The organism is Hymenobacter sp. UV11 (assembly GCF_004684095.1).
Lineage (GTDB): Bacteria > Bacteroidota > Bacteroidia > Cytophagales > Hymenobacteraceae > Hymenobacter.
The window spans coordinates 1-16,921 of sequence record NZ_SRII01000022.1 but is presented as its reverse complement, the minus strand read 5'-3'; the positions used below and the strand labels follow the sequence as shown (position 1 = coordinate 16,921).

Below are 16,921 nucleotides of genomic sequence, written 5' to 3'. Positions count from 1 at the left end.
CTCAACGGCAATTTGCGACTCGATACCTCTTTTTTGCCTTGTTGCTTTTCATTTTTAATTTCTAACTCCTTTTAAAATGAGCGTTTACAAAAGTATTCTGCCCGCCAATGAGTACGAAAACTGGATTAAAAACTGGGAGAAAATGGAACATAGAACTGGTCCGTTCAATTTCTTCATGCACGAAGGAAAGGTACAAACTGGGGTAATCTTTCACTTCAACAGCCTGCGCTACCTGTTCTCTACTACGGGGGTAGTCACGATTAAAGTGCGCTTTGGCTTATCCGAGCCGGGCGGTGGCAGGGTCCCACAGTTTCACCTAGTTCTGTTCGGGGTGGATAGTCAAAATACCATCATCACGCCTTATTTTACTTCTTCTTCCTTCACGCATCACCATCATTATTCGAAGGATGTGACAGGGGAGGGCAACCTGCCCAGAGAGTTGATGCGGCTATGGAAAAAAAGCTGGCATAAAAATGTAGAAGACGGTATTGTAAACAAACACATGTTTTTTCTGCACCGAACGAATGGCGGCTTTTTAAAGGGCTACAATTACGCGCTGAAGGAAATCATGGATGCTGTGGGCTCCTTCACCGGAACGTCCGACATTCATATCAAATTCGGGTTGCACAAGTACTACGCCCTTCAGGAAAAACCCGAGTCTGAGCTAGCCTTTGTGCACACGTTCGGCTTAATACTCTACGCCGGCACCCACACCGATGAGGCTACTGGTTCTGCCCTAGCCCCAAACACTTCCGTTAGGCTGAACGATACCACAAGCAGCCCAAGCAGTACCGACGGCGATGTAATTGACGAGAGTGGCTATTACGACTTTTCGGCTCCCTGTCCTTTCACTTGCTGAGCCTAGCGAGTACATTCGCTGATAGGCTAACGAGTGGCAGGGACTGAGGTTCCTGCCACTTTTTATGTGGCTGGTCGCGGTGATAGCACAGCTTATTTTATCCATAGCGGCATGACCTATTCCAGTCAGCAAGTACTTATTCTGCTCGCAGTGGTACCCAACGTAGTAGCTGCCCTATTGGCGGCCCTAAAGTGGCGGCGACTACCCATAAGCATACGGCCCCTGGCCATCCTCACGGTATTCGCGCTGCTCACGGAAATTATCAGCCGGGTTTTATGGCTGTTGAAACTCTCCAACTTGTTTCTTCTACCGATTTACATCAGTGTAGAGTTTGGACTGCTCGTCTGGCTTTACAGCCAAGCCATTGACAGACAGTGGATAATGCGACTACGGTGGCCGCTGACAGTCGGACTTGGCGTGCTGGCTATCTTAGAGGAGCAACTGAAGCTTCCACGGGCTCCTGCCTACAACAACCTGTCGCGCCTGATGGAAAGCGCTAGTATAATCGTGCTGGCGCTGGCCTACTACCACAGCGCCCTACGCCAGCCCAAAACTGCTTATATCTGGCGCGAACCACTATTTTGGGTTTCGACCGGCCTACTGTTCTTCTTCACAGGTAGCTTTTTAATTTATACCGTCACCAATTTCGCTTTCTATTATCATCGGCCGTTGGTTATGCAATTGTGGGTAGTGCACGCGGGCCTCGATGCCCTGCTTTACACAACCTATGCCTATGCACTATGGCTAAGCCTGAAGACGTAGAATTCATCCACCTCCTCTACATTGGTATCCTCACGATGCTGGTGCTGGCCATTGCGGTGGTTGTTTTTGTAGTGGTGCACCAGCGCAACGCACATGCGCTTCAGGTGCAACTGCGGCAGCAAGAACTAGACTACCAGGCGAGTATGGTGCAGGCAATGGTAGGCTCGCAGGAAAGCGAGCGCGAGCGCATTGCCCGCGACCTGCACGACGAAATTGGGGCTTCCCTATCGGCAGCCCGTCTCTTCGTCAACCAGATACAGTACGAAGTGCAAAGTCCCCATTTGGCGGATATGTCCCGGCAAGCAAGCCAGATTTTGGGCGACACGCTACAGAGTGTGCGGCATATCGTGCAGAACATTTCGCCGACGCTGTTAGAAAAATTCGGCTTTTGCCGGGCCGTGGCGGTCCAAGCCGAGCGCCTCATTGCCACGGGCCTGCACGTGGAGCTGGAAGTGGATGAGGCAGTAGAGTACCTCTCGGCTACGGCCCAGCTGGCCTTGTACCGCATTGTGCAGGAACTACTGGTCAATAGCAGTAAGCACGCGCGGGCACGCCGCCTAGTGCTTCACCTGCGAGTCAATGCCGCCGCCCTGACCCTGACGGCCACCGACGACGGCTGCGGCTTCACGCCCAACCTAACCAACACCGCCGCTGCCACTGGCATGGGGCTGGCCGGGATGCAGGCCCGTGCGCAGCTGCTGGGCGGGCAGCTAACTATAACTTCATCTCCCGGCTGCGGAACGTGCGTAACCCTGCTTGTACCTCGCTAGTACTGAGTATATATTCGTGCTCTTTCTCCCACCTCTCATGCCTGCACCCACCTTCGAGATTGTCAAGCTGGCGATTGTGGACGACCACAAACTGTTTCGTCAAGGCCTGAGCTACATTTTGGGCCGTTTTCCAGCCTACCAAGTGGTACTGGAGGCGGCATCCGGGGCCGAGTTGTTTGCCGGGCTGCAAGCGGGCCAGCCGCCCGACGTAGTGCTGCTGGACTTGCACATGCCAGAAATGGACGGCAAGGAGGTGAGCCGGCAGCTACTAGCGCACTACCCGCACATTAAAATCATTATCCTGTCGATGGACTACTCGCCCGATTTCATCCTCGACCTGGTGCGTTTGGGCGTTCATGGCTACCTACCCAAGGATATCGACCAACTACTGCTGGGGCAGGCTATCGAGCAGGTGCGCACCAAAGGCTACTACATCGATGATAAGGTGGCACAGGTGATGCGTATTGGGCTGCAAAACAAGCGTATATCAAAACATTTTTCAGGACCGGATATTAGCGTAGCAGTAGAGTTGACCGAACGCGAAAAGGAAGTACTGACCTTGTTATGCCAAGGCTATAGCTCCGCTAAAATAGCGGAGCGGCTCTTTATCAGCTTTCGAACTGTGGAAGGACACCGCAAGCATCTGCTCGAAAAAACAGGTGCTGCCAACGCCGTCAGCTTAGCCGTATTTGCCATTAACAACAAGCTAATACACAGTCATTCCTAATGATGAGGTAGTCGAGCAAATCAGAGTTAGTATAGTATCCGCAATGCATCATCACACTCTGGGACTATACACCTAGGCTACTACCGCCTGCCTCCCGCTAAAAGCTAAAGAGCACGGGCAAGTGGTCGCTCAGGATAAGATTACTCACGCTGCCTGTGGCAGACACAGCTCCGCTACGCACGAAGTAATCGTACATAGCCGTGGGATTGGTAGAGGCATAGGTTGGGCCATTAGCGGGGCACGTTATACTGCCGGCCGGTACTGCTAGCACGGAGGGTAAGCAATTCCAGTCGGCACCTACGTACCAGTTACCGCCGCTAGCCGCCGCAATGGCAGTCAACATACCTGCCCCATCGACACCCGAGCCCGAGATGGCGTGAAAGGAAAACAGGAACTCCCCACTCACCTGGAGGCCAAGTGCCGGGCGGTGCGTAGGCCCAGCGGCCGGCCAGCACAACAGCACATCAGCAATAGTGGGGGCAATAAGGGTCTTCACTACAATGGCTGTGTTGACGCGGTTGCCGCCTGTATCCCAGTTATGAAATACGATGAAGCCGAAAGGCCGGGTAGCAGTGCCTCCCCAGGAATAAACACTTACGGGCTCGGTGCCCCCGCTGGGCTTAGGAATCTGAGTGGTAAACAGAAGTTTGGCACTATCGGGCACATTGCCCGCTTCTTGCAGACACATGGCAGTTAGATTAGTAATGGAGGTGAACATACTCAACACGCCGTTTTGCCACTTTACTTCGGTGGAGGCGTTACTACCCTGCATATTCCAGGTTACTACATTCATGAGGAGTGCTACATAAAGGGCTTAAGAAGCTTCCCTCCAGTTGGGAGAGAAGTAAAGACAGGGTGTTAAATAAGTAGTGATGCAAAGACTACTTAAATCGGAGTCAGCATCCATAGGATTGCTTAGGGGAACTTGGCGGTTCGTGGCACTAAGCTTAACGGAGACAACCAATTTTTAGGTGGGCAGACTAGCCTGTCTTCTCGTCTGACCGATCGAATATTCCTTTTCACTATGCACCAGGGTATCGGACATAGCAAAAAGGAACATCCTGTCTTCAACTAAAATCTAGGGCATTGAATGTATTCTTAACCAGCAGCTATCCTATGATGCGGGTGGGTACGAAACCACGCCACCCACCACAAAAGCTATCTCGTTTTCGGGCGAGACACCGCTATCTGGTGTAGGTCCGAACGTCACAGTTACCTCACCTTGCTGCTGGCTGTCGTCCACCTTTTGCACAGCGTAAGACCCTGCGGAGCCGACGGAGAAAATATCCAGGATGTCCATCTTAGCTACAGCATTGGCCTGAAAGTCGCTCTGCACCAAGCTCGTATTACCTCCGCTGAACGTCATTGACACGGTGGGCTGCTGACTGAGCACAAAGGTGCGAAGATGGGAAAAAATATTGCCACTACCGAAATACTTCGCTATGGGATACTGGCTTTGCGAAATCAAGGCATACCCTGTTACATCGTTGCCGGTGTTATTCATCAGCTCTCGCACAATTTCGACATCGTACCAGCCAGTTGTGTTGTCCAATGATAGGGGCACTGGCACTACCGAAAAGGTTGTAATGCCGGGATACGTGATGTTTATGGTCAGGCTGGAGCCTGATGATACGTACCGCGAAGCATCATACGAACCCTGGGTATCAGCGGTGATGTCAAAGATGTCGGCGATTGGGAGATTCAAATCGGCCTCACCCGAAACACTGATTTGGGAGGCGTCAGATGTAAAGTTGGACACCAGCAGCGAGAGCGTAACAGCATTAGTGCTCGTTGCTAATGCTTCGTTGAGCTGCTCACTGCTGGGCAGGGTATAGCCAGCGTAGAAAGTAGTGGCACTAGTCTGCAGACCGCCATTGGCCAGCGTTGGAGCAGTAGCGTTGGTAACCGCCGCTGTCAAGCGCACCAGTGCTTGGGCTTGTTGGCGGTGCAACTTGGCGCTCGTCGCGGCTACTCCATCGTACGTTTCCATCGCGCTTTGCAGCGATTCTATCGAGACCGGTATGTTGGCTTCGCCTCCGTATAGCGTTTGTACTTGGTTGTATACGTACGCCAGCTTGTTGGGCGAGGTAGCAGGCAGTGGATTGGGAAACACGAAGCCGGCATCAGTAAATGCCTGCAGCACAGCTTGTACTTGCTCTTGCTCCTGGGTTTCTTCTTGCTCAATAGTTTCCTTATCTTGGTTAGAAAATTGGAAGGTAGCACCGTTCAGCAACTGGGCGTATAGAGTAGAAAAATACTCATCAGCCAGGGTCAGAGGCACATTTCCCGAGGGGTCGAGCATCTTATCGATGTCTTGCATCGTAGCCAGATTGGCATAATCATTGTCCCCGTAAAGAACTACTTTATGGAATCCTGATGGGTAATTAATCGCATGAAAGGGGCCGTCAAGTTTGGTTGACAAAAACTCGCCTACCTTGCTTTCAATAGCGTTGACAAATGCCTGCTGACCAGGACTGATAGCGGAGCCGGCTGCAACGGTCGCGGTAGTGGGAGATGCGGTAGTGGGACTCATACTTAAAAAAGAGAACAGAAAGGCACCTACTCTATGGCTGGCTTTTCGGTATCCGCCGTCGTCAAAATGTTTTGACAGAGGCAAAGCACGGATAGCGTCGCTAACGTATTCAGCGTATAACCACCCATTTTGCAAAGCAGGTAGTTCTACGTGATACATTTCCGCTCATAGCTGCCTAAGGGTGCTGGACAGGCTGCAGAACTGTGAGGTGGTCGGGTAAAAGTGGACACGGAGAAAGTAACTTTCCCTTGTCATGGAAGCAGCAAAACCAGCCGGTAAGCGACAGCGAACCAAGTATGATGCGGCCTTTCGGACTGAGGCGGTTCGCCGCGTAAGCCAGGATGGACAAGCGGCGACGCGGGTTGCGCAGGCGTTGGGCATGAGCGAGGCCGTGTTGGGCAAGTGGGTGCGGGCCGCCTGCACCCAGGCTGCTCGTCCAGCCGGCAGCGAAGCGCTGGAGCAGGAAAATAAGCAGTTACGGGCCCAATTAGCTCGCGCGGAAATGGAGCGCGATATGTTAAAAAAAGCGCTGACCATCGCCCAAATGCTTGACGCGCATTTTCACAAAAGACGGGCCGATGAAACGCTTTGCTTTCATTGCCTTGCATGCTCCCTACTGGCCCGTGCGTGCGCAGTGCCGCTTGCTGGATGTCAGCCCCAGCGGCTTCTACGCGTGGCGGAAGCGCGCGCCGGCTACAGCCGAGCCAGTGCTTGCCGCCTGGCAAGTAGCCGCCCAGCGCGTGTTCACCACCCATGCCGGCCGCTATGGTCAGCGCCGGCTACGGGCCCAACTGCGGCGCGAAGGCTATGCGGTGGATCTCCAGCGGCTGCGCGACTGGTTCAGCGCTAGTAGCTTACGGGCCCTCTGCACCCGCGCCAGCACCCGTCCCCCGCGCACCACCCAGGCCGACCCGCAGGCCATCGCCGCCGCTAACAAGTTAGCCAGCTGGCCCGCGGCCACGGCCCCAACCAAATTTGGGTGGGCGACATCACCTACCTGGCGCTGGCTACGGGGAACTGGGCGTACCTGGCTTGCTGGCGCGACGCCTTCTCCCGGCGCGTGGTGGGCTGGCACGTGAGCGAGTCGATGCATACGGACTTGATTCTAACCGCTTTTAACCGGGCGGTGGCCGTCTGCCAGCCCCCGCCCGGTCTGCTCGTGCATGCCGACCGCGGCAGCCAGTACACTAGCGAGGCCTTTACCTCGCTGCTGGACCGCACCCAGGCTATTGCCAGTTTAAGTCGGCCCAGTAACCCGTATAACAACGCCCTGGCCGAGAGCGGTTGGAGTACGCTCAAAACCGAGCTACTACCCCGCGGCGCCTGCTTTGCCGACTTGGAAGAAGCTCGCTTAGAACTGGCCAAGTATCTGGACAATTATTATAATACCCAACGGCTGCACTCAGCCCTAGGCTACTGCACTCCGCTCGAAATGGAACTCCACTATCTTTTCAACCTACCTTACATTTCAACCCAACCACCTCAGTTAACTGGATGGTTTTAGCTCGGACATTTTCAGCACTTAGAGATACTTTTTCAGGCCTTTTAAATAACCTTCGGCTAACATTCAGTCGTTGGCAACAAGGCTTGATGAGCTTACGACTGGTCTAGCTTATCAAGCTCCTTTTTCACCTCCGCCAGCAACTGCTGCTGTGTGGGTAAATACATCTGGTACTTGCTAGCCACAATGGTCTGATTATCGGCCGGCAGGCTGATTTTCACCACCGCGTCGTTCTTATCCGCGCAGAGTAAGATGCCGATAGTGGGATTTTCGTGGGGCAGCTTTTCGAGGCGGTCGTAGTAGTTGACATACATCTGGAGCTGGCCCAGGTCCTGGTGGGTGAGCTTATCCGTCTTAATTTCGACTAGTACAAAGCACTGCAACAGCCGGTTATAGAACACCAGGTCCACAAAAAAGTCGTCGCCGTCAAGATGCAGGCGCTGTTGCCGGGCCACAAACGAAAAGCCATTTCCCAGTTCCAGTAGAAACTCTTGTAAATGGGTAATCAGGGCAGTTTCTAAGTCGCGTTCATAGTAAGCCGCTTCCCGCTTCAGCCCTAAAAACTCCAGCACCATGGGGTCTTTGATGATGTCGCGGGCCTCCGTGGGCAGCTTTTCCTGCCGAGCGACGGCGAGCACGGCCGCCACGTCATTGCTCAGCAGCAGGCGCTCGAACAGGTGGCTATTCACCTGCCGCTCCATCTGTCGGGCCGACCAATTGTTTTTGGTCGCTTCGGCCAGGTAAAATTCCCGCTTCTCGGGACTATCGAGGCTAAGTAGCGTTTTATAATGCGTCCAGCTCAATTGCGTCCGCACTGCGGACGCAATGGGGAAGAGGCGGTAAAACTGGCGGTAGCGTTCCAGCTGCCGCCCCGAAAAGCCACTGCCAAACTGCGGCTGCAACTCGGCCGCTAAGCCTTTGATAAGACTGCTACCGTAGGCGGCCCGGTCGGCCCCGTGCTGCTCTTCTTCCAGAATTACTTGCCCAATATGCCAGTAGAGAAGTACTCGCTCCGCATCGACGGCCCGCACCGCCTGCTGGCGCGCCTGCGTGATGAGGTCCCGCACGCTAGTAAGTAGTTCTGGTTTAATAGGCATTCTATAGTGGGTTTGTGACTAGAAGGCCCGTGAGAGAGACCAATAGAAACGAGGAGTGAGCTAAGATAGGACAGCTTTTGCAGCAGGTTCCAGTTAAAGTGATGGAGCGAGCAGTAGCAAAGGGTGAATTGTCAAAGAGAGTGCTAAGCTTAAAAAAAGCTGTCCTATAATTCTCGATATGTAAAGTAGCGCGGGTTAGCTCCGCATTTACTAGGAAACAGCCTAGCTCTTTAGCCCAAGTCTTTGAGGGGCGAAGGCGGCAGGGGTAGGCCCCTAGTTAACGAGGCCGCGTGATAGGTGGGCACTGCTTGCTGCACCAGCTTTTGCAGCTGTAGTTGGTTCAAAATAGCCTGAAATTGGGCTTGTTGGGTGAGTTGGTAGCACTGCCCATCGGGCGCCTGCCAGAAGAGCAGGTCCTGCGCCGCCCGGTAGTAAAATACCGCGCCCCGCCACTCCACCGGCACGAAGAAGCGCGGCTCGTCCCACTCGACGTGCTGGAAGGTCACCAGGGGCTCTTTGACCAGCCGAAACAAGGCGGGCAGCCAGGTGGCGGGACCAGCCTGCGGGGTGGGCGCGAGCAGCTTGCCCACGAATTGAATGGCCTGCTTGAGGCCATCGGCCAGCAGGGGCCCCGCGGTGAACAAGGCCAGGTTCTGGGCATTGAGCGCCAGCGTCACGGCCGGCGGCGCGGCGGGCTCCGTAGGGGCGGCCGTGGCCGGAGCGCCGAGCGCAGTGGCGGTCTTGGGGAGCGGACTCGCCTGTGCTTTGCGGGCGTAATAGGCGAGGGTGCTGCACGAATTGCCGCAGTAGATGCGGCTTTTGTGCGCGCTCTCGAAAGCATCGCCACAGTGCACACAGTGGCGTACTTGGGGCACGCGCTTACGATAAGTTCTCATAACATCCGGGGTAGATTAGGCTCAAATTTGCGCAAATTTGAGCCTAATCTACCCCGGATGCCTCACATTTCCTATTAAATGGTGCTGAAAAGCGAGCTTCGCCGTGTTGTGCGACGCGCAGTTTCACGGTCTTTAAGGGTTCGGTTAAGGACTGTGAAATAGTATCTACCTGCTGCTGCCGCTTGTGCAAATCCGAATAAGAATTCTATGCTGCATATTAGCCGCCTAACCTATTTTATTCTCTAGTTCGGCAATGCTTCCTACGTATCAAAATTTCGATGCGCGTTTCCCCGGCCTGGAGTTCGATTGGTTTGCGTTAGATGCAGAAGGTCGTATTGGCCTCTTTTCCAGTGCTGGCTTTGGACCAGTACCCGCCAGTGTCCAGCTTCATTTTCAAGAACATGATCGCGCTGCGTCCCACATTGACTGGCGGGTGCTAACGATGGAACAAGCGTGTGGCGAGGCCGGACTCTTCCTCTTCGATTGGAAACATTGGCAGGGGCCTTACCTGAAATTGGCACAGCCACTAGCTGAAATGAACACCGCCTTTCGGCAACAGATTTTTCAAATCCCGGAGCTGATTGTGTTCGCGGTGAGCTTCGCAGCCGTGACAGGTATTGAGGATAGCTAGCGAACAAAAACTTATCTATTGCGCTGCTACTCCCGATCGCTCGGTACTGTATTATACCTATAGGGTTAGAGGCAATAGCCCGAAATCTGAACGTATTATACAGGTGTCTGATAAGGCTTATTCTGTTCAACAGGGAGCGCGCTACGAGGGCTCTTCCTAAAGCAGCTACCCCGTAAATCGCGGTAAAAAGAACTCACTTGTGCGCACAAGTGAGTGAACTCTGCCTAGACCAGCCGATAAATCGGCCGGTTTATTCGCCGGGTTCGCTGCGCGAACCCGGCGCCACTACGCGCTGCTCAGGCAGGCGTAGGCAAATGGGCCAGGCCGTATAACGTTTATTGAAGCGTCGTTTACAATACGTAAAAGCAATTGCTACAAAGTAGAAGAATAAGCAAATCACCGTCAGATTTTGGGGATGTACAGCAGGCGTTACCTTGCGCGCCTTATGAGGTACTGGATTCTGACAGCTCTACTCTGGTTAGGTAGCGGCCAAAACAGTTGGGCTCAACGCCTCGCCTACACGATTGAGGCGGCTCCCCAACTGCCGAACGCCTTGCGCGTGACCTTGACCTACACCACCGCCGACACCACCGCCACTATCTTCCGCTATGCCAATGATAATTGGGGCGAAACCGGCTTAGGGGCCTGCTTAGCTGAGGTGCAAGCCAATGTGCCTATCCAACGCAAAACGGTTGGCGATTTGGTCGTGCTCACCGTACAGCACCGGCCTCGGCAGCGCGTGCAGCTGAGCTACTTCGTCCGGCCTGACCGCACGGATACCCTGAGTTACGAGCGTACCTACCGCCCTATTATCGAGCAGGGCTATTTCCATCTCTATGGGTACGGGTTGTTTGTGCAGCCGGCCCGCTATTGGACAACCGCCGAAGCCCAGCAGCGCGTGCGCGTGCGCTGGCACCTACCATCGGGCTGGAAGTTACTGACCAGCTTGGCCCCGCAAACGGCTCGACAGGTGGTAGTTAACGGCCCAGCTAGTATGCTGGAAAGCAGTGTCTTTGTCGGGGGAGATTTACAGGTGAGAAAGCTGCCGGTGGGCGGGGAGCCAGTATGGTTTGCCACGCGACCTTTTCAAAGTCTAGCGTTGGATAGTGCAGCGCGGCACCTGCAACTGGCCGTTCGGGCGCAACGGGCCTTTTGGCGCGATGCGAGCCAAGGGTCTTTAGCGGTGACGTTGCTCCCGACTTATGAGCGCCGGCCCATCGACCCCAATCGGCGGCACCTGAGTGTATCGGGCACGGCCCTACTCAACTCGTTTTCTGCCTTCGCGACCGATGCCGATGGCCTCGGTCCAGAGATAGCCGAGCGCGTCGATTACTTATTCTTTCACGAATTAATGCACCACTGGATAGGTAAGCAGATTCGCTTGCGAAAGGAAGAACAGCAATACTGGTTTAGCGAGGGCTTTACCGAATACTTTCAGACGCAATTGCGCCTGCGTATGCAGGTGCTGAATCCCGCCCAGTACGTGCAGGAGCTTAACCAGGATTTTGTGAGCGCACTCTCCCGCTCGCCAGTTCGGAACGTTCCCAACGATTCCATTACGTACCACCACTTCTGGACCAATCGAGACTATGAGAAACTGCCTTACCGCCGCGGCTTTCTATTTGCGCTCTACCTAGATACACAGCTTAAACAGACAACATCCTACAGCTTAGCTGATTGCCTACGTGTAATGTTAGCGCGGTCGTACACGACCAATAAAAAGGGCTTTACTGACCCCGAACTATTGACGCTTATCAAAGAGGTAACAGGAGTTGACCCTACCCCCGCCTATCAGCGTTATATTCAGCAAGGTCAGTCTATTGATTTTTCCAGCGTTGCACTACCTCCTGGCTTGCGCGTGCAGTCCACAACCGACAATATTCCGTTGTTCGAGTTAGCCCCTGCCCAGAGAGAAGAGTTTTACCAGTTTATGGTGCGCTAAAGAAAGACGGAAAATAGAAAAGTACCACGCCGAGCGCAGCAGCCGGCTAGGTGAAAACCCGCACTTATTCCAAGAGTGGATTTATAAGTGGGATTATGTTAATCAACTATTCCAAGATGAATAGGAGGCCTTTTGTATATCCTACTTACCCCTAAAGTTCTGTTTTCCCCACAAGCGACCAGACCTAAGGGGGATTTTAGTTATTCGCCTAGGTATATTAGAAAACAGATAATGAGCACTTGGAAAGAGGAAACCGTTGAATTAATAGGTGCTTCCAAAGTGGACTCGGCTTTTGCTGGGGAAGCCTTTCTCCACTTAAATGGAGAGCAACTTCGTCTTCGCTTTAGTGTCAACGAGCAGGCTTACATGTTGTTGAAAAAGCTTGCTTCGTTCCAGCCGTTTGAGTCAGTCGCGGCAGGAAAATACCGGTACTACTTCTCAGGAAGTTATCGCAAAGTAGGTGAGGACAAGGTATTTGCAGGCATCCAAGTCGTGCAGGATAAGCGCCACAAAAAGTTTGAATTAGAACTGACTACGGCCTTGTTAGCTAATTTATTCTGGCTGCAAGGGATTACTGGTAAGGAGCAGATAGAGCACCTACTACTCTAAACCGGCAGGACAGTAAACTTCACAGTCGAGCTTGTCACGTTTCTTAAACCAACGACTAAATAACGTCTCAAGCTCGGCTCTGGTAACTTAAAGAATCAGGGCCTTTTACAGTAGCTTTCAGGCATGAAAAAAGTATTACTTGCGGGAATAATGCTGCTAGCTGGATGTAATGGGTATGACCGGGGTATCAAGCAGCCCACTCAGGTAACACCAGCTGTCTGCAAGCGCCAAGAAGTCTATTGCTATCTGACTAACTTCAGTTCTGGCGACACCTTGCGGGAAGCACCTGCAAAGCTAGTAGTTGATGATTCGCTCGTCGTTAGGGAACAGGTTCCGCGCAATCTTACTGGTTCAGAACGCTTTAGTAAACTAATCCGATTGTGTGTAGGAATGCACCGCGTACACGTAGAATTTGGGCCGTACACACGTGACACCGTGTTTACTGTGAATCAAAATTTACCAATAGCGCTCTTGGCCACCATCATCTGTCGCGATATACCTGAATTAGCCCATGAAGACGGCTTAGGCATTGTAACATTAATCCGTGATGGTAAGGGAGGACCAGATTAAGGTTAGGGTTGACGCATGAAAATTGGCTGAGTGCCTTTGCCGCTTCTTGTCTCGTTTTACAAGTAGTGATAATTGGGAGGTGTTCGAGCCAAGTGTACCTGCATGAGCTAGAAAAGGAGTACAGAATTTTTTGAAGTGTAAGTTCTGAGGGCCGACCAGAAAGGGGCACCTTATTGGCGCATTCTTTTGTGGCGGCCTCAACCCCCACCATGCGCTGGAAAGGCACTCGGTGGGGACTTTCTGAGCCACTCTTACAGGAGGGGCCTTTCTGAACCCTTGATGGCTAAGGCTGGGACCGTTTTCCTGAACGGGAGAGTAGGCTTACTTTCATTGTTCCTCTTCTGACGTTCAACCCGTGCCAGTATCATGTTCAGCCAAGAATTTCGAGAATTGCTAGAGTATCGGCTGACAAAAGCATTAGCGGAATCGACCGATCCGGAACTACAACGCTACTGGTGTGATGGTGTACTGGACCCCGAGTGGGCCGACGAATACCAGCCTTTCCAGGTGGCGAAAACCCAGCGCGTTATCCTCCGGGCTTGGATGGAAGGAGCCCGCACCAAAACAGCTCCGAAGACGCATCAACTGCACCCGCTGCACTTGGCGCTCGGCCCGGCCTCGCTGAAGGGGTATGTGAAAGGGCAAGATTTACGGCACTGGATTGAGAGTGGAATTGACCCAGCAGCCGTTGTACTGGAAGCAACGGGAAAGTCGCTTGCATTTGTCCTCCACTTGCCTTAGAAAACGCTCCTCCAACTGAACAGGGCGCGTTTACCTTCGGACCCTTTCTCTAAACCCTTTACTTTGGAGTATGGAGACCAATCTGCAGCCTTTTCCTTTTGGTCAGAAGGGCCTAATCGTAAGCGGCGAACACCCGGGCTGGTCCATAGAGATTGTCGACGATACAGCGGAAACGGGCGGCTACTACATTTTCATCGAGGACCCCGACCCGCACTCACCCGACTTCATGGGGTTTGATTGGTGGCTGGAACATGCGGCGAATATTCCGAGCTTCATCGAGGATATGGAATGGCAGATTGAATGGCCCGCGGCCGCTTAAACACTCTTTTCCCTGTAAGTCGTGATGTTTACTGGAGCTCCCGCACGAAACCCGTTGTCTGCCTTTCCGACCCTTTTCTCGAACTCGACTACTAACGATCAGGTAGTGGTGCTAGTAGTCAGCAGATAGGAGGCTTCCGCGCCAATGCGGATAAATTGGTCATCTTCCAGCCGAAACAAGATGTGGTCCGTTTCTGCTCGGGGTAACTGCATGAACCAGTCCACATCAAGGTCATTCACCTCTTTGAAGCCGATTTCTTGGACGCTGTTGGGCAGTTCTAGCCCTTCGCTTTGCTGAAAATACTGGACGTGCTCAAACACGAGGGCCAGGTGGGAGGGGTCGGGCGCTTTCACCCACTTGGCCGTTCGTTTGACAAAGTGGAGGTAGCATCGGGCGCTGTCGCGTAGGACACTAACGAGTTCGTAGTCGTTATGCAAGTCGAAGTAGTGCTTACCACGCTGTAGCGCGATAAATTGGTCTAGGGCATAGGTTAACTGCATAGCGCGTAAAGAAAGGCTCGTTTGGCTGAACGATCAATTGCCGAAGCACCCTATTCTACCCATCCAGAAAACGCTCGTTTTTTGGATGATAACGCCACTCCCACCCATAGCTTGGGAACGCCGGTTTTCGAGATCATTGGCGAGCGCCTTTTTTGGAGGGGTACTTTCGTTAATTTTCTGGCTAAAAAGCGATGAAGCTTGCCTATACTATTGACCAACTCATTGCCCTCGACACGGCCGCTGGCTATTTCGATTTGCATAACTGTTACGACGTGGCGCGGGTGCACCGCGAGGGAACAACGTGTTATGTGGGCTTCGCCAAACTAACAGGCGAGTGGATAAAGCCGACCGAGCCCGCCTACCTGACCCTCGTCTTTGAGCAGACCACCTTTTTACAACTCAGTGAGGGGTTACAATTGCCCACCGGCCTTGAGTTTATTGGCTTCAAAGAGCCGGCAGAGGCGGAGATGAAGTGGTTTATGCCGCAGCCAGGCTGCGGACCCGTTCACTTGGTACTTTGGCTTGATAATGAGATGTTTATCCGTATTTGGGGCCGCCGCGTCTTATTGTCTAGGTAGACTGGTAACCTAAACGAATTCAAGGGCTAAAAGGCGATCCCGAGCCTGACACCCTCTAAGTGCCTTTGTGGTGGCAGGCGCGGTAGCTGCCGCATAAATTGAATGCATTAAAAGTGCACATTGGTAAAGACGCCCGCTGTAATGGCTGTATAAGGCGGCGGGGTCGTGTGGCCATCCTCCTGTGCTGCGAACGTACCGGCTAAGCTACCGTCACTGGCGATTGAAGCCGTAGCCGCTGTGCTGTTAAATGCACAGGTGAGGACAGGGCTACCTTTATCGAAGAGGTAAACGGAGCTGAGTTGGTAAGCCGCAGTGGGACTAGACCTGTAGAAGGAGAGTTGCAGAAGCTGCGCTCCGCTCGCTGGCTCTGGCGTGGTGGTGAGGGTTACGTCCACGTATTCGGAATACACCCCGGCACGGTAATAAGACTCATCGTGCGCCCTAACCTGACAAGTGACAGGCTGTCCATCTAGCTTGTAACTACCCGTATTCATTGCTGGCCCGGCTGAATCCTTTTTGGAGCAGCCGAGCGTGCCCACTAGGAGCAGCAGCGTGATAAGCGAGGTGGCAAGTAGGCGTAGCATCATAGCTGGTTGGATGGATTGTAGTAAGGCTATTCAAAGTTTTCAGTATAGCCTCCAGCGTAGGGATGCCTGATGTGAAATAGAGCCTAGCAGTGCCAGCCAGAGAATGCGCCGGCAGGAGCGGGGTGGTTAAGACTTAGGCTCGAACAGGTAGGACAGCGAGAGTTGGAAGGCCCGATTGTAGCTGTTGGTACTGGTAATCGGAGCGCCGGCATAGATATAGGTAGGCGTGGTGTTGCGCAGCCCCAGGCTATAGCTTGCCTGGACTAGGAAAGCTTCGTAGCGGTACCCAACCCCGCCTTGCAGCCCCGCATCGAAGCGGCGAAAGCCGTAGTTATCCGGTAGTGCGTCCAGCGCATCCGCTACTTTCAGGTGGTCGGTCACCGTGATGTCCTCCGGAAGCCTATTAAAGTCGGTATGCGCATCGCGGGCGCTGAGCAGCACACTCACGTAGGGGCCAGCAAAAAGCTGCGGCCCAGTTTTAGCGCCCAGCGGGGCAAAGCAAAAATTGAGGGGGAGCGTCAGGTAGCTCAGCCGAATGTTAGAGTGAAAGGCAATCGGGTTAGTAGGATTTTGGTTGGGGTCTACAAAGTAATACACGTACTCATCTTTGAACCCCTTTTGCGACAGCAGCAGCGCTGGCTGCAGGGCAAACCTACCCCAGGCAAAAGAAGCTTGTGCCCCGGCCAGCCAGTCGAGACGATAGCCTAGTTTAGGGGCATTGTCGGCGGCAATATGCTCCGTGGCCAGGTTGCCGCCTAGGGTCGGGCCAATACTGAACGTCGTCTGGGCATGGGCGAACGGGCCAGCCAGGAGCAAGGGGAAGAAGAGGTAACGGGCCTTCATTTGCTGCGAAAAGTAGGGCAAGTTAACGTAATATACAAGAAACAAAAATCAGGTAGATACGGCTATGTGCTTACATGCAGCAGGATCTGCTTTTGCGGCCGGCTCTGCTAGGCAGGTTACTTTAGGTGAAAGCCTTACCCGAATGCGTAGCAATCTACGTCGTTCCCTAACGCCATGTGGCGCTAGCCGTAACGTTATGAAGAGCGCTTTTCAACTGGTTAGCAGCAAGAATTTCTAGATGCTGCTGGTCTAGGCAGCACTCAGACGCGACTTCGTCGTCAACCGACGAAGCGAGCATGGGGCATTAGCCTAGTGAAGTGGCAGCCTGACGATGGAGCAAGCGCTGGACCTGCTTTTGAGAGAAGGCCCCTCCCCTCCTAGCGGTAAAGCCGAGCGCGTTTAACTCCCCCGCAATGCGCTCACAACTCAGTCCCTGCGCCCGCCGGGCCAAAATCA

The 16,921-nt window shown here is 53.4% G+C and carries 20 protein-coding genes and 1 pseudogene; 14 read left to right on the top strand and 7 right to left on the bottom strand.

Annotated features, from left to right (window positions below):
* Nucleotides 1–76: 76 nt before the first annotated feature.
* The 4 genes from E4631_RS24190 to E4631_RS24175 all read left to right on the top strand — a co-directional run bounded on the left by E4631_RS24190 (nt 77) and on the right by E4631_RS24175 (nt 3,118).
* Nucleotides 77–859, top strand: a complete 783-nt coding sequence (locus E4631_RS24190) for a hypothetical protein (protein WP_133656733.1) — start codon at nt 77–79, stop codon at nt 857–859.
* 111 nt (nt 860–970) lie between these two features.
* On the top strand, nt 971–1,621 hold the full coding sequence (locus E4631_RS24185; RefSeq protein ID WP_133656732.1) for a hypothetical protein: 651 nt from the start codon (nt 971–973) through the stop codon (nt 1,619–1,621).
* Complete coding sequence (locus E4631_RS24180; protein WP_133656731.1) at nt 1,600–2,391, top strand: sensor histidine kinase; 792 nt, start codon at nt 1,600–1,602, stop codon at nt 2,389–2,391. Before E4631_RS24185 ends, E4631_RS24180 begins: the two co-directional genes overlap by 22 nt.
* 37 nt (nt 2,392–2,428) lie before the next feature.
* Complete coding sequence (locus tag E4631_RS24175; RefSeq protein ID WP_133656730.1) at nt 2,429–3,118, top strand: response regulator transcription factor; 690 nt, start codon at nt 2,429–2,431, stop codon at nt 3,116–3,118.
* A gap of 97 nt (nt 3,119–3,215) precedes the next feature.
* On the opposite strand, the gene E4631_RS24170 is transcribed toward E4631_RS24175, so the two are convergent.
* Together E4631_RS24170 and E4631_RS24165 are read right to left on the bottom strand one after the other, a co-directional pair.
* Nucleotides 3,216–3,911, bottom strand: coding sequence for an endonuclease/exonuclease/phosphatase family protein (locus tag E4631_RS24170; RefSeq protein ID WP_133656729.1), 696 nt, complete (start codon nt 3,909–3,911; stop codon nt 3,216–3,218).
* A 321-nt stretch (nt 3,912–4,232) separates the two neighbouring features.
* A complete protein-coding gene (locus E4631_RS24165) occupies nt 4,233–5,651 on the bottom strand; it encodes a hypothetical protein (protein WP_133656728.1) in 1,419 nt (472 codons plus the stop codon).
* Between the two features lie 253 nt (nt 5,652–5,904).
* Between E4631_RS24165 and E4631_RS27140 the strand changes: the two are divergent.
* From E4631_RS27140 to E4631_RS24155, 3 genes and pseudogenes are all read left to right on the top strand, one after another.
* Nucleotides 5,905–6,132 (top strand): annotated as a pseudogene (locus tag E4631_RS27140) (transposase); the annotation flags it as partial.
* 97 nt (nt 6,133–6,229) lie between these two features.
* Nucleotides 6,230–6,730: a hypothetical protein gene (locus E4631_RS26705; RefSeq protein WP_240735215.1), complete on the top strand. Its 501-nt coding sequence runs from the start codon at nt 6,230–6,232 to the stop codon at nt 6,728–6,730.
* Nucleotides 6,631–7,155: an IS3 family transposase gene (locus E4631_RS24155; protein WP_166648011.1), complete on the top strand. Its 525-nt coding sequence runs from the start codon at nt 6,631–6,633 to the stop codon at nt 7,153–7,155. The genes E4631_RS26705 and E4631_RS24155 overlap by 100 nt, the downstream gene beginning before the upstream one ends.
* A 92-nt stretch (nt 7,156–7,247) precedes the next feature.
* Here the strand turns inward: E4631_RS24155 and E4631_RS24150 are convergent, their stop codons facing one another.
* Together E4631_RS24150 and E4631_RS24145 are read right to left on the bottom strand one after the other, a co-directional pair.
* Nucleotides 7,248–8,249, bottom strand: coding sequence for a YhcG family protein (locus E4631_RS24150; protein WP_133656725.1), 1,002 nt, complete (start codon nt 8,247–8,249; stop codon nt 7,248–7,250).
* A 230-nt stretch (nt 8,250–8,479) separates the two neighbouring features.
* Complete coding sequence (locus tag E4631_RS24145) at nt 8,480–9,145, bottom strand: hypothetical protein (RefSeq protein WP_133656724.1); 666 nt, start codon at nt 9,143–9,145, stop codon at nt 8,480–8,482.
* 253 nt (nt 9,146–9,398) lie between these two features.
* Between E4631_RS24145 and E4631_RS24140 the strand changes: the two genes are divergently transcribed.
* From E4631_RS24140 to E4631_RS24115, 6 genes are all read left to right on the top strand, one after another.
* Complete coding sequence (locus E4631_RS24140) at nt 9,399–9,776, top strand: hypothetical protein (protein WP_133656723.1); 378 nt, start codon at nt 9,399–9,401, stop codon at nt 9,774–9,776.
* 445 nt (nt 9,777–10,221) lie between these two features.
* Nucleotides 10,222–11,718, top strand: coding sequence for a M1 family aminopeptidase (locus E4631_RS24135; RefSeq protein ID WP_166648010.1), 1,497 nt, complete (start codon nt 10,222–10,224; stop codon nt 11,716–11,718).
* Between the two features lie 231 nt (nt 11,719–11,949).
* Complete coding sequence (locus E4631_RS24130; protein WP_133656721.1) at nt 11,950–12,327, top strand: hypothetical protein; 378 nt, start codon at nt 11,950–11,952, stop codon at nt 12,325–12,327.
* Between the two features lie 123 nt (nt 12,328–12,450).
* Nucleotides 12,451–12,897, top strand: a complete 447-nt coding sequence (locus E4631_RS24125; protein ID WP_133656720.1) for a hypothetical protein — start codon at nt 12,451–12,453, stop codon at nt 12,895–12,897.
* Nucleotides 12,898–13,263: 366 nt separating this feature from the next.
* Complete coding sequence (locus E4631_RS24120) at nt 13,264–13,638, top strand: hypothetical protein (RefSeq protein ID WP_133656719.1); 375 nt, start codon at nt 13,264–13,266, stop codon at nt 13,636–13,638.
* A gap of 70 nt (nt 13,639–13,708) precedes the next feature.
* Nucleotides 13,709–13,957: a hypothetical protein gene (locus tag E4631_RS24115; RefSeq protein ID WP_133656718.1), complete on the top strand. Its 249-nt coding sequence runs from the start codon at nt 13,709–13,711 to the stop codon at nt 13,955–13,957.
* A gap of 98 nt (nt 13,958–14,055) precedes the next feature.
* Here the strand turns inward: E4631_RS24115 and E4631_RS24110 are convergent, their stop codons facing one another.
* Nucleotides 14,056–14,457 (bottom strand): hypothetical protein, encoded by a 402-nt coding sequence (locus tag E4631_RS24110; RefSeq protein ID WP_133656717.1) that lies wholly within the window; start codon nt 14,455–14,457, stop codon nt 14,056–14,058.
* A gap of 191 nt (nt 14,458–14,648) precedes the next feature.
* Here E4631_RS24110 and E4631_RS24105 point away from each other — a divergent pair, with 191 nt between their 5' ends.
* Nucleotides 14,649–15,035, top strand: coding sequence for a hypothetical protein (locus E4631_RS24105; protein ID WP_133656716.1), 387 nt, complete (start codon nt 14,649–14,651; stop codon nt 15,033–15,035).
* A gap of 713 nt (nt 15,036–15,748) precedes the next feature.
* On the opposite strand, the gene E4631_RS24100 is transcribed toward E4631_RS24105, so the two are convergent.
* Nucleotides 15,749–16,465, bottom strand: a complete 717-nt coding sequence (locus E4631_RS24100; protein ID WP_133656715.1) for a porin family protein — start codon at nt 16,463–16,465, stop codon at nt 15,749–15,751.
* Nucleotides 16,466–16,769: 304 nt separating this feature from the next.
* Nucleotides 16,770–16,916 carry a recombinase family protein gene (locus tag E4631_RS27135; RefSeq protein WP_368027895.1) on the bottom strand — a complete coding sequence of 49 codons (147 nt, stop codon included), beginning with the start codon at nt 16,914–16,916 and terminating at the stop codon, nt 16,770–16,772.
* Nucleotides 16,917–16,921 lie beyond the last annotated feature (5 nt).

Bases quoted from the DNA above. Each gene is read 5' to 3' on its own strand.
- E4631_RS24175 (WP_133656730.1), top strand. From the start codon at position 2,429: ATGCCTGCACCCACCTTCGAGATTGTCAAGCTGGCGATTGTGGACGAC.
- E4631_RS24125 (WP_133656720.1), top strand. From the start codon at position 12,451: ATGAAAAAAGTATTACTTGCGGGAATAATGCTGCTAGCTGGATGTAAT.
- E4631_RS24130 (WP_133656721.1), top strand. From the start codon at position 11,950: ATGAGCACTTGGAAAGAGGAAACCGTTGAATTAATAGGTGCTTCCAAA.
- E4631_RS24190 (WP_133656733.1), top strand. From the start codon at position 77: ATGAGCGTTTACAAAAGTATTCTGCCCGCCAATGAGTACGAAAACTGG.
- E4631_RS24110 (WP_133656717.1), bottom strand. From the start codon at position 14,457: ATGCAGTTAACCTATGCCCTAGACCAATTTATCGCGCTACAGCGTGGT.
- E4631_RS24170 (WP_133656729.1), bottom strand. From the start codon at position 3,911: ATGAATGTAGTAACCTGGAATATGCAGGGTAGTAACGCCTCCACCGAA.
- E4631_RS24145 (WP_133656724.1), bottom strand. From the start codon at position 9,145: ATGAGAACTTATCGTAAGCGCGTGCCCCAAGTACGCCACTGTGTGCAC.
- E4631_RS24100 (WP_133656715.1), bottom strand. From the start codon at position 16,465: ATGAAGGCCCGTTACCTCTTCTTCCCCTTGCTCCTGGCTGGCCCGTTC.
- E4631_RS24150 (WP_133656725.1), bottom strand. From the start codon at position 8,249: ATGCCTATTAAACCAGAACTACTTACTAGCGTGCGGGACCTCATCACG.
- E4631_RS24165 (WP_133656728.1), bottom strand. From the start codon at position 5,651: ATGAGTCCCACTACCGCATCTCCCACTACCGCGACCGTTGCAGCCGGC.
- E4631_RS24180 (WP_133656731.1), top strand. From the start codon at position 1,600: ATGGCTAAGCCTGAAGACGTAGAATTCATCCACCTCCTCTACATTGGT.
- E4631_RS24140 (WP_133656723.1), top strand. From the start codon at position 9,399: ATGCTTCCTACGTATCAAAATTTCGATGCGCGTTTCCCCGGCCTGGAG.
- E4631_RS24105 (WP_133656716.1), top strand. From the start codon at position 14,649: ATGAAGCTTGCCTATACTATTGACCAACTCATTGCCCTCGACACGGCC.
- E4631_RS24185 (WP_133656732.1), top strand. From the start codon at position 971: ATGACCTATTCCAGTCAGCAAGTACTTATTCTGCTCGCAGTGGTACCC.
- E4631_RS26705 (WP_240735215.1), top strand. From the start codon at position 6,230: ATGAAACGCTTTGCTTTCATTGCCTTGCATGCTCCCTACTGGCCCGTG.
- E4631_RS24115 (WP_133656718.1), top strand. From the start codon at position 13,709: ATGGAGACCAATCTGCAGCCTTTTCCTTTTGGTCAGAAGGGCCTAATC.
- E4631_RS24120 (WP_133656719.1), top strand. From the start codon at position 13,264: ATGTTCAGCCAAGAATTTCGAGAATTGCTAGAGTATCGGCTGACAAAA.
- E4631_RS24135 (WP_166648010.1), top strand. From the start codon at position 10,222: ATGAGGTACTGGATTCTGACAGCTCTACTCTGGTTAGGTAGCGGCCAA.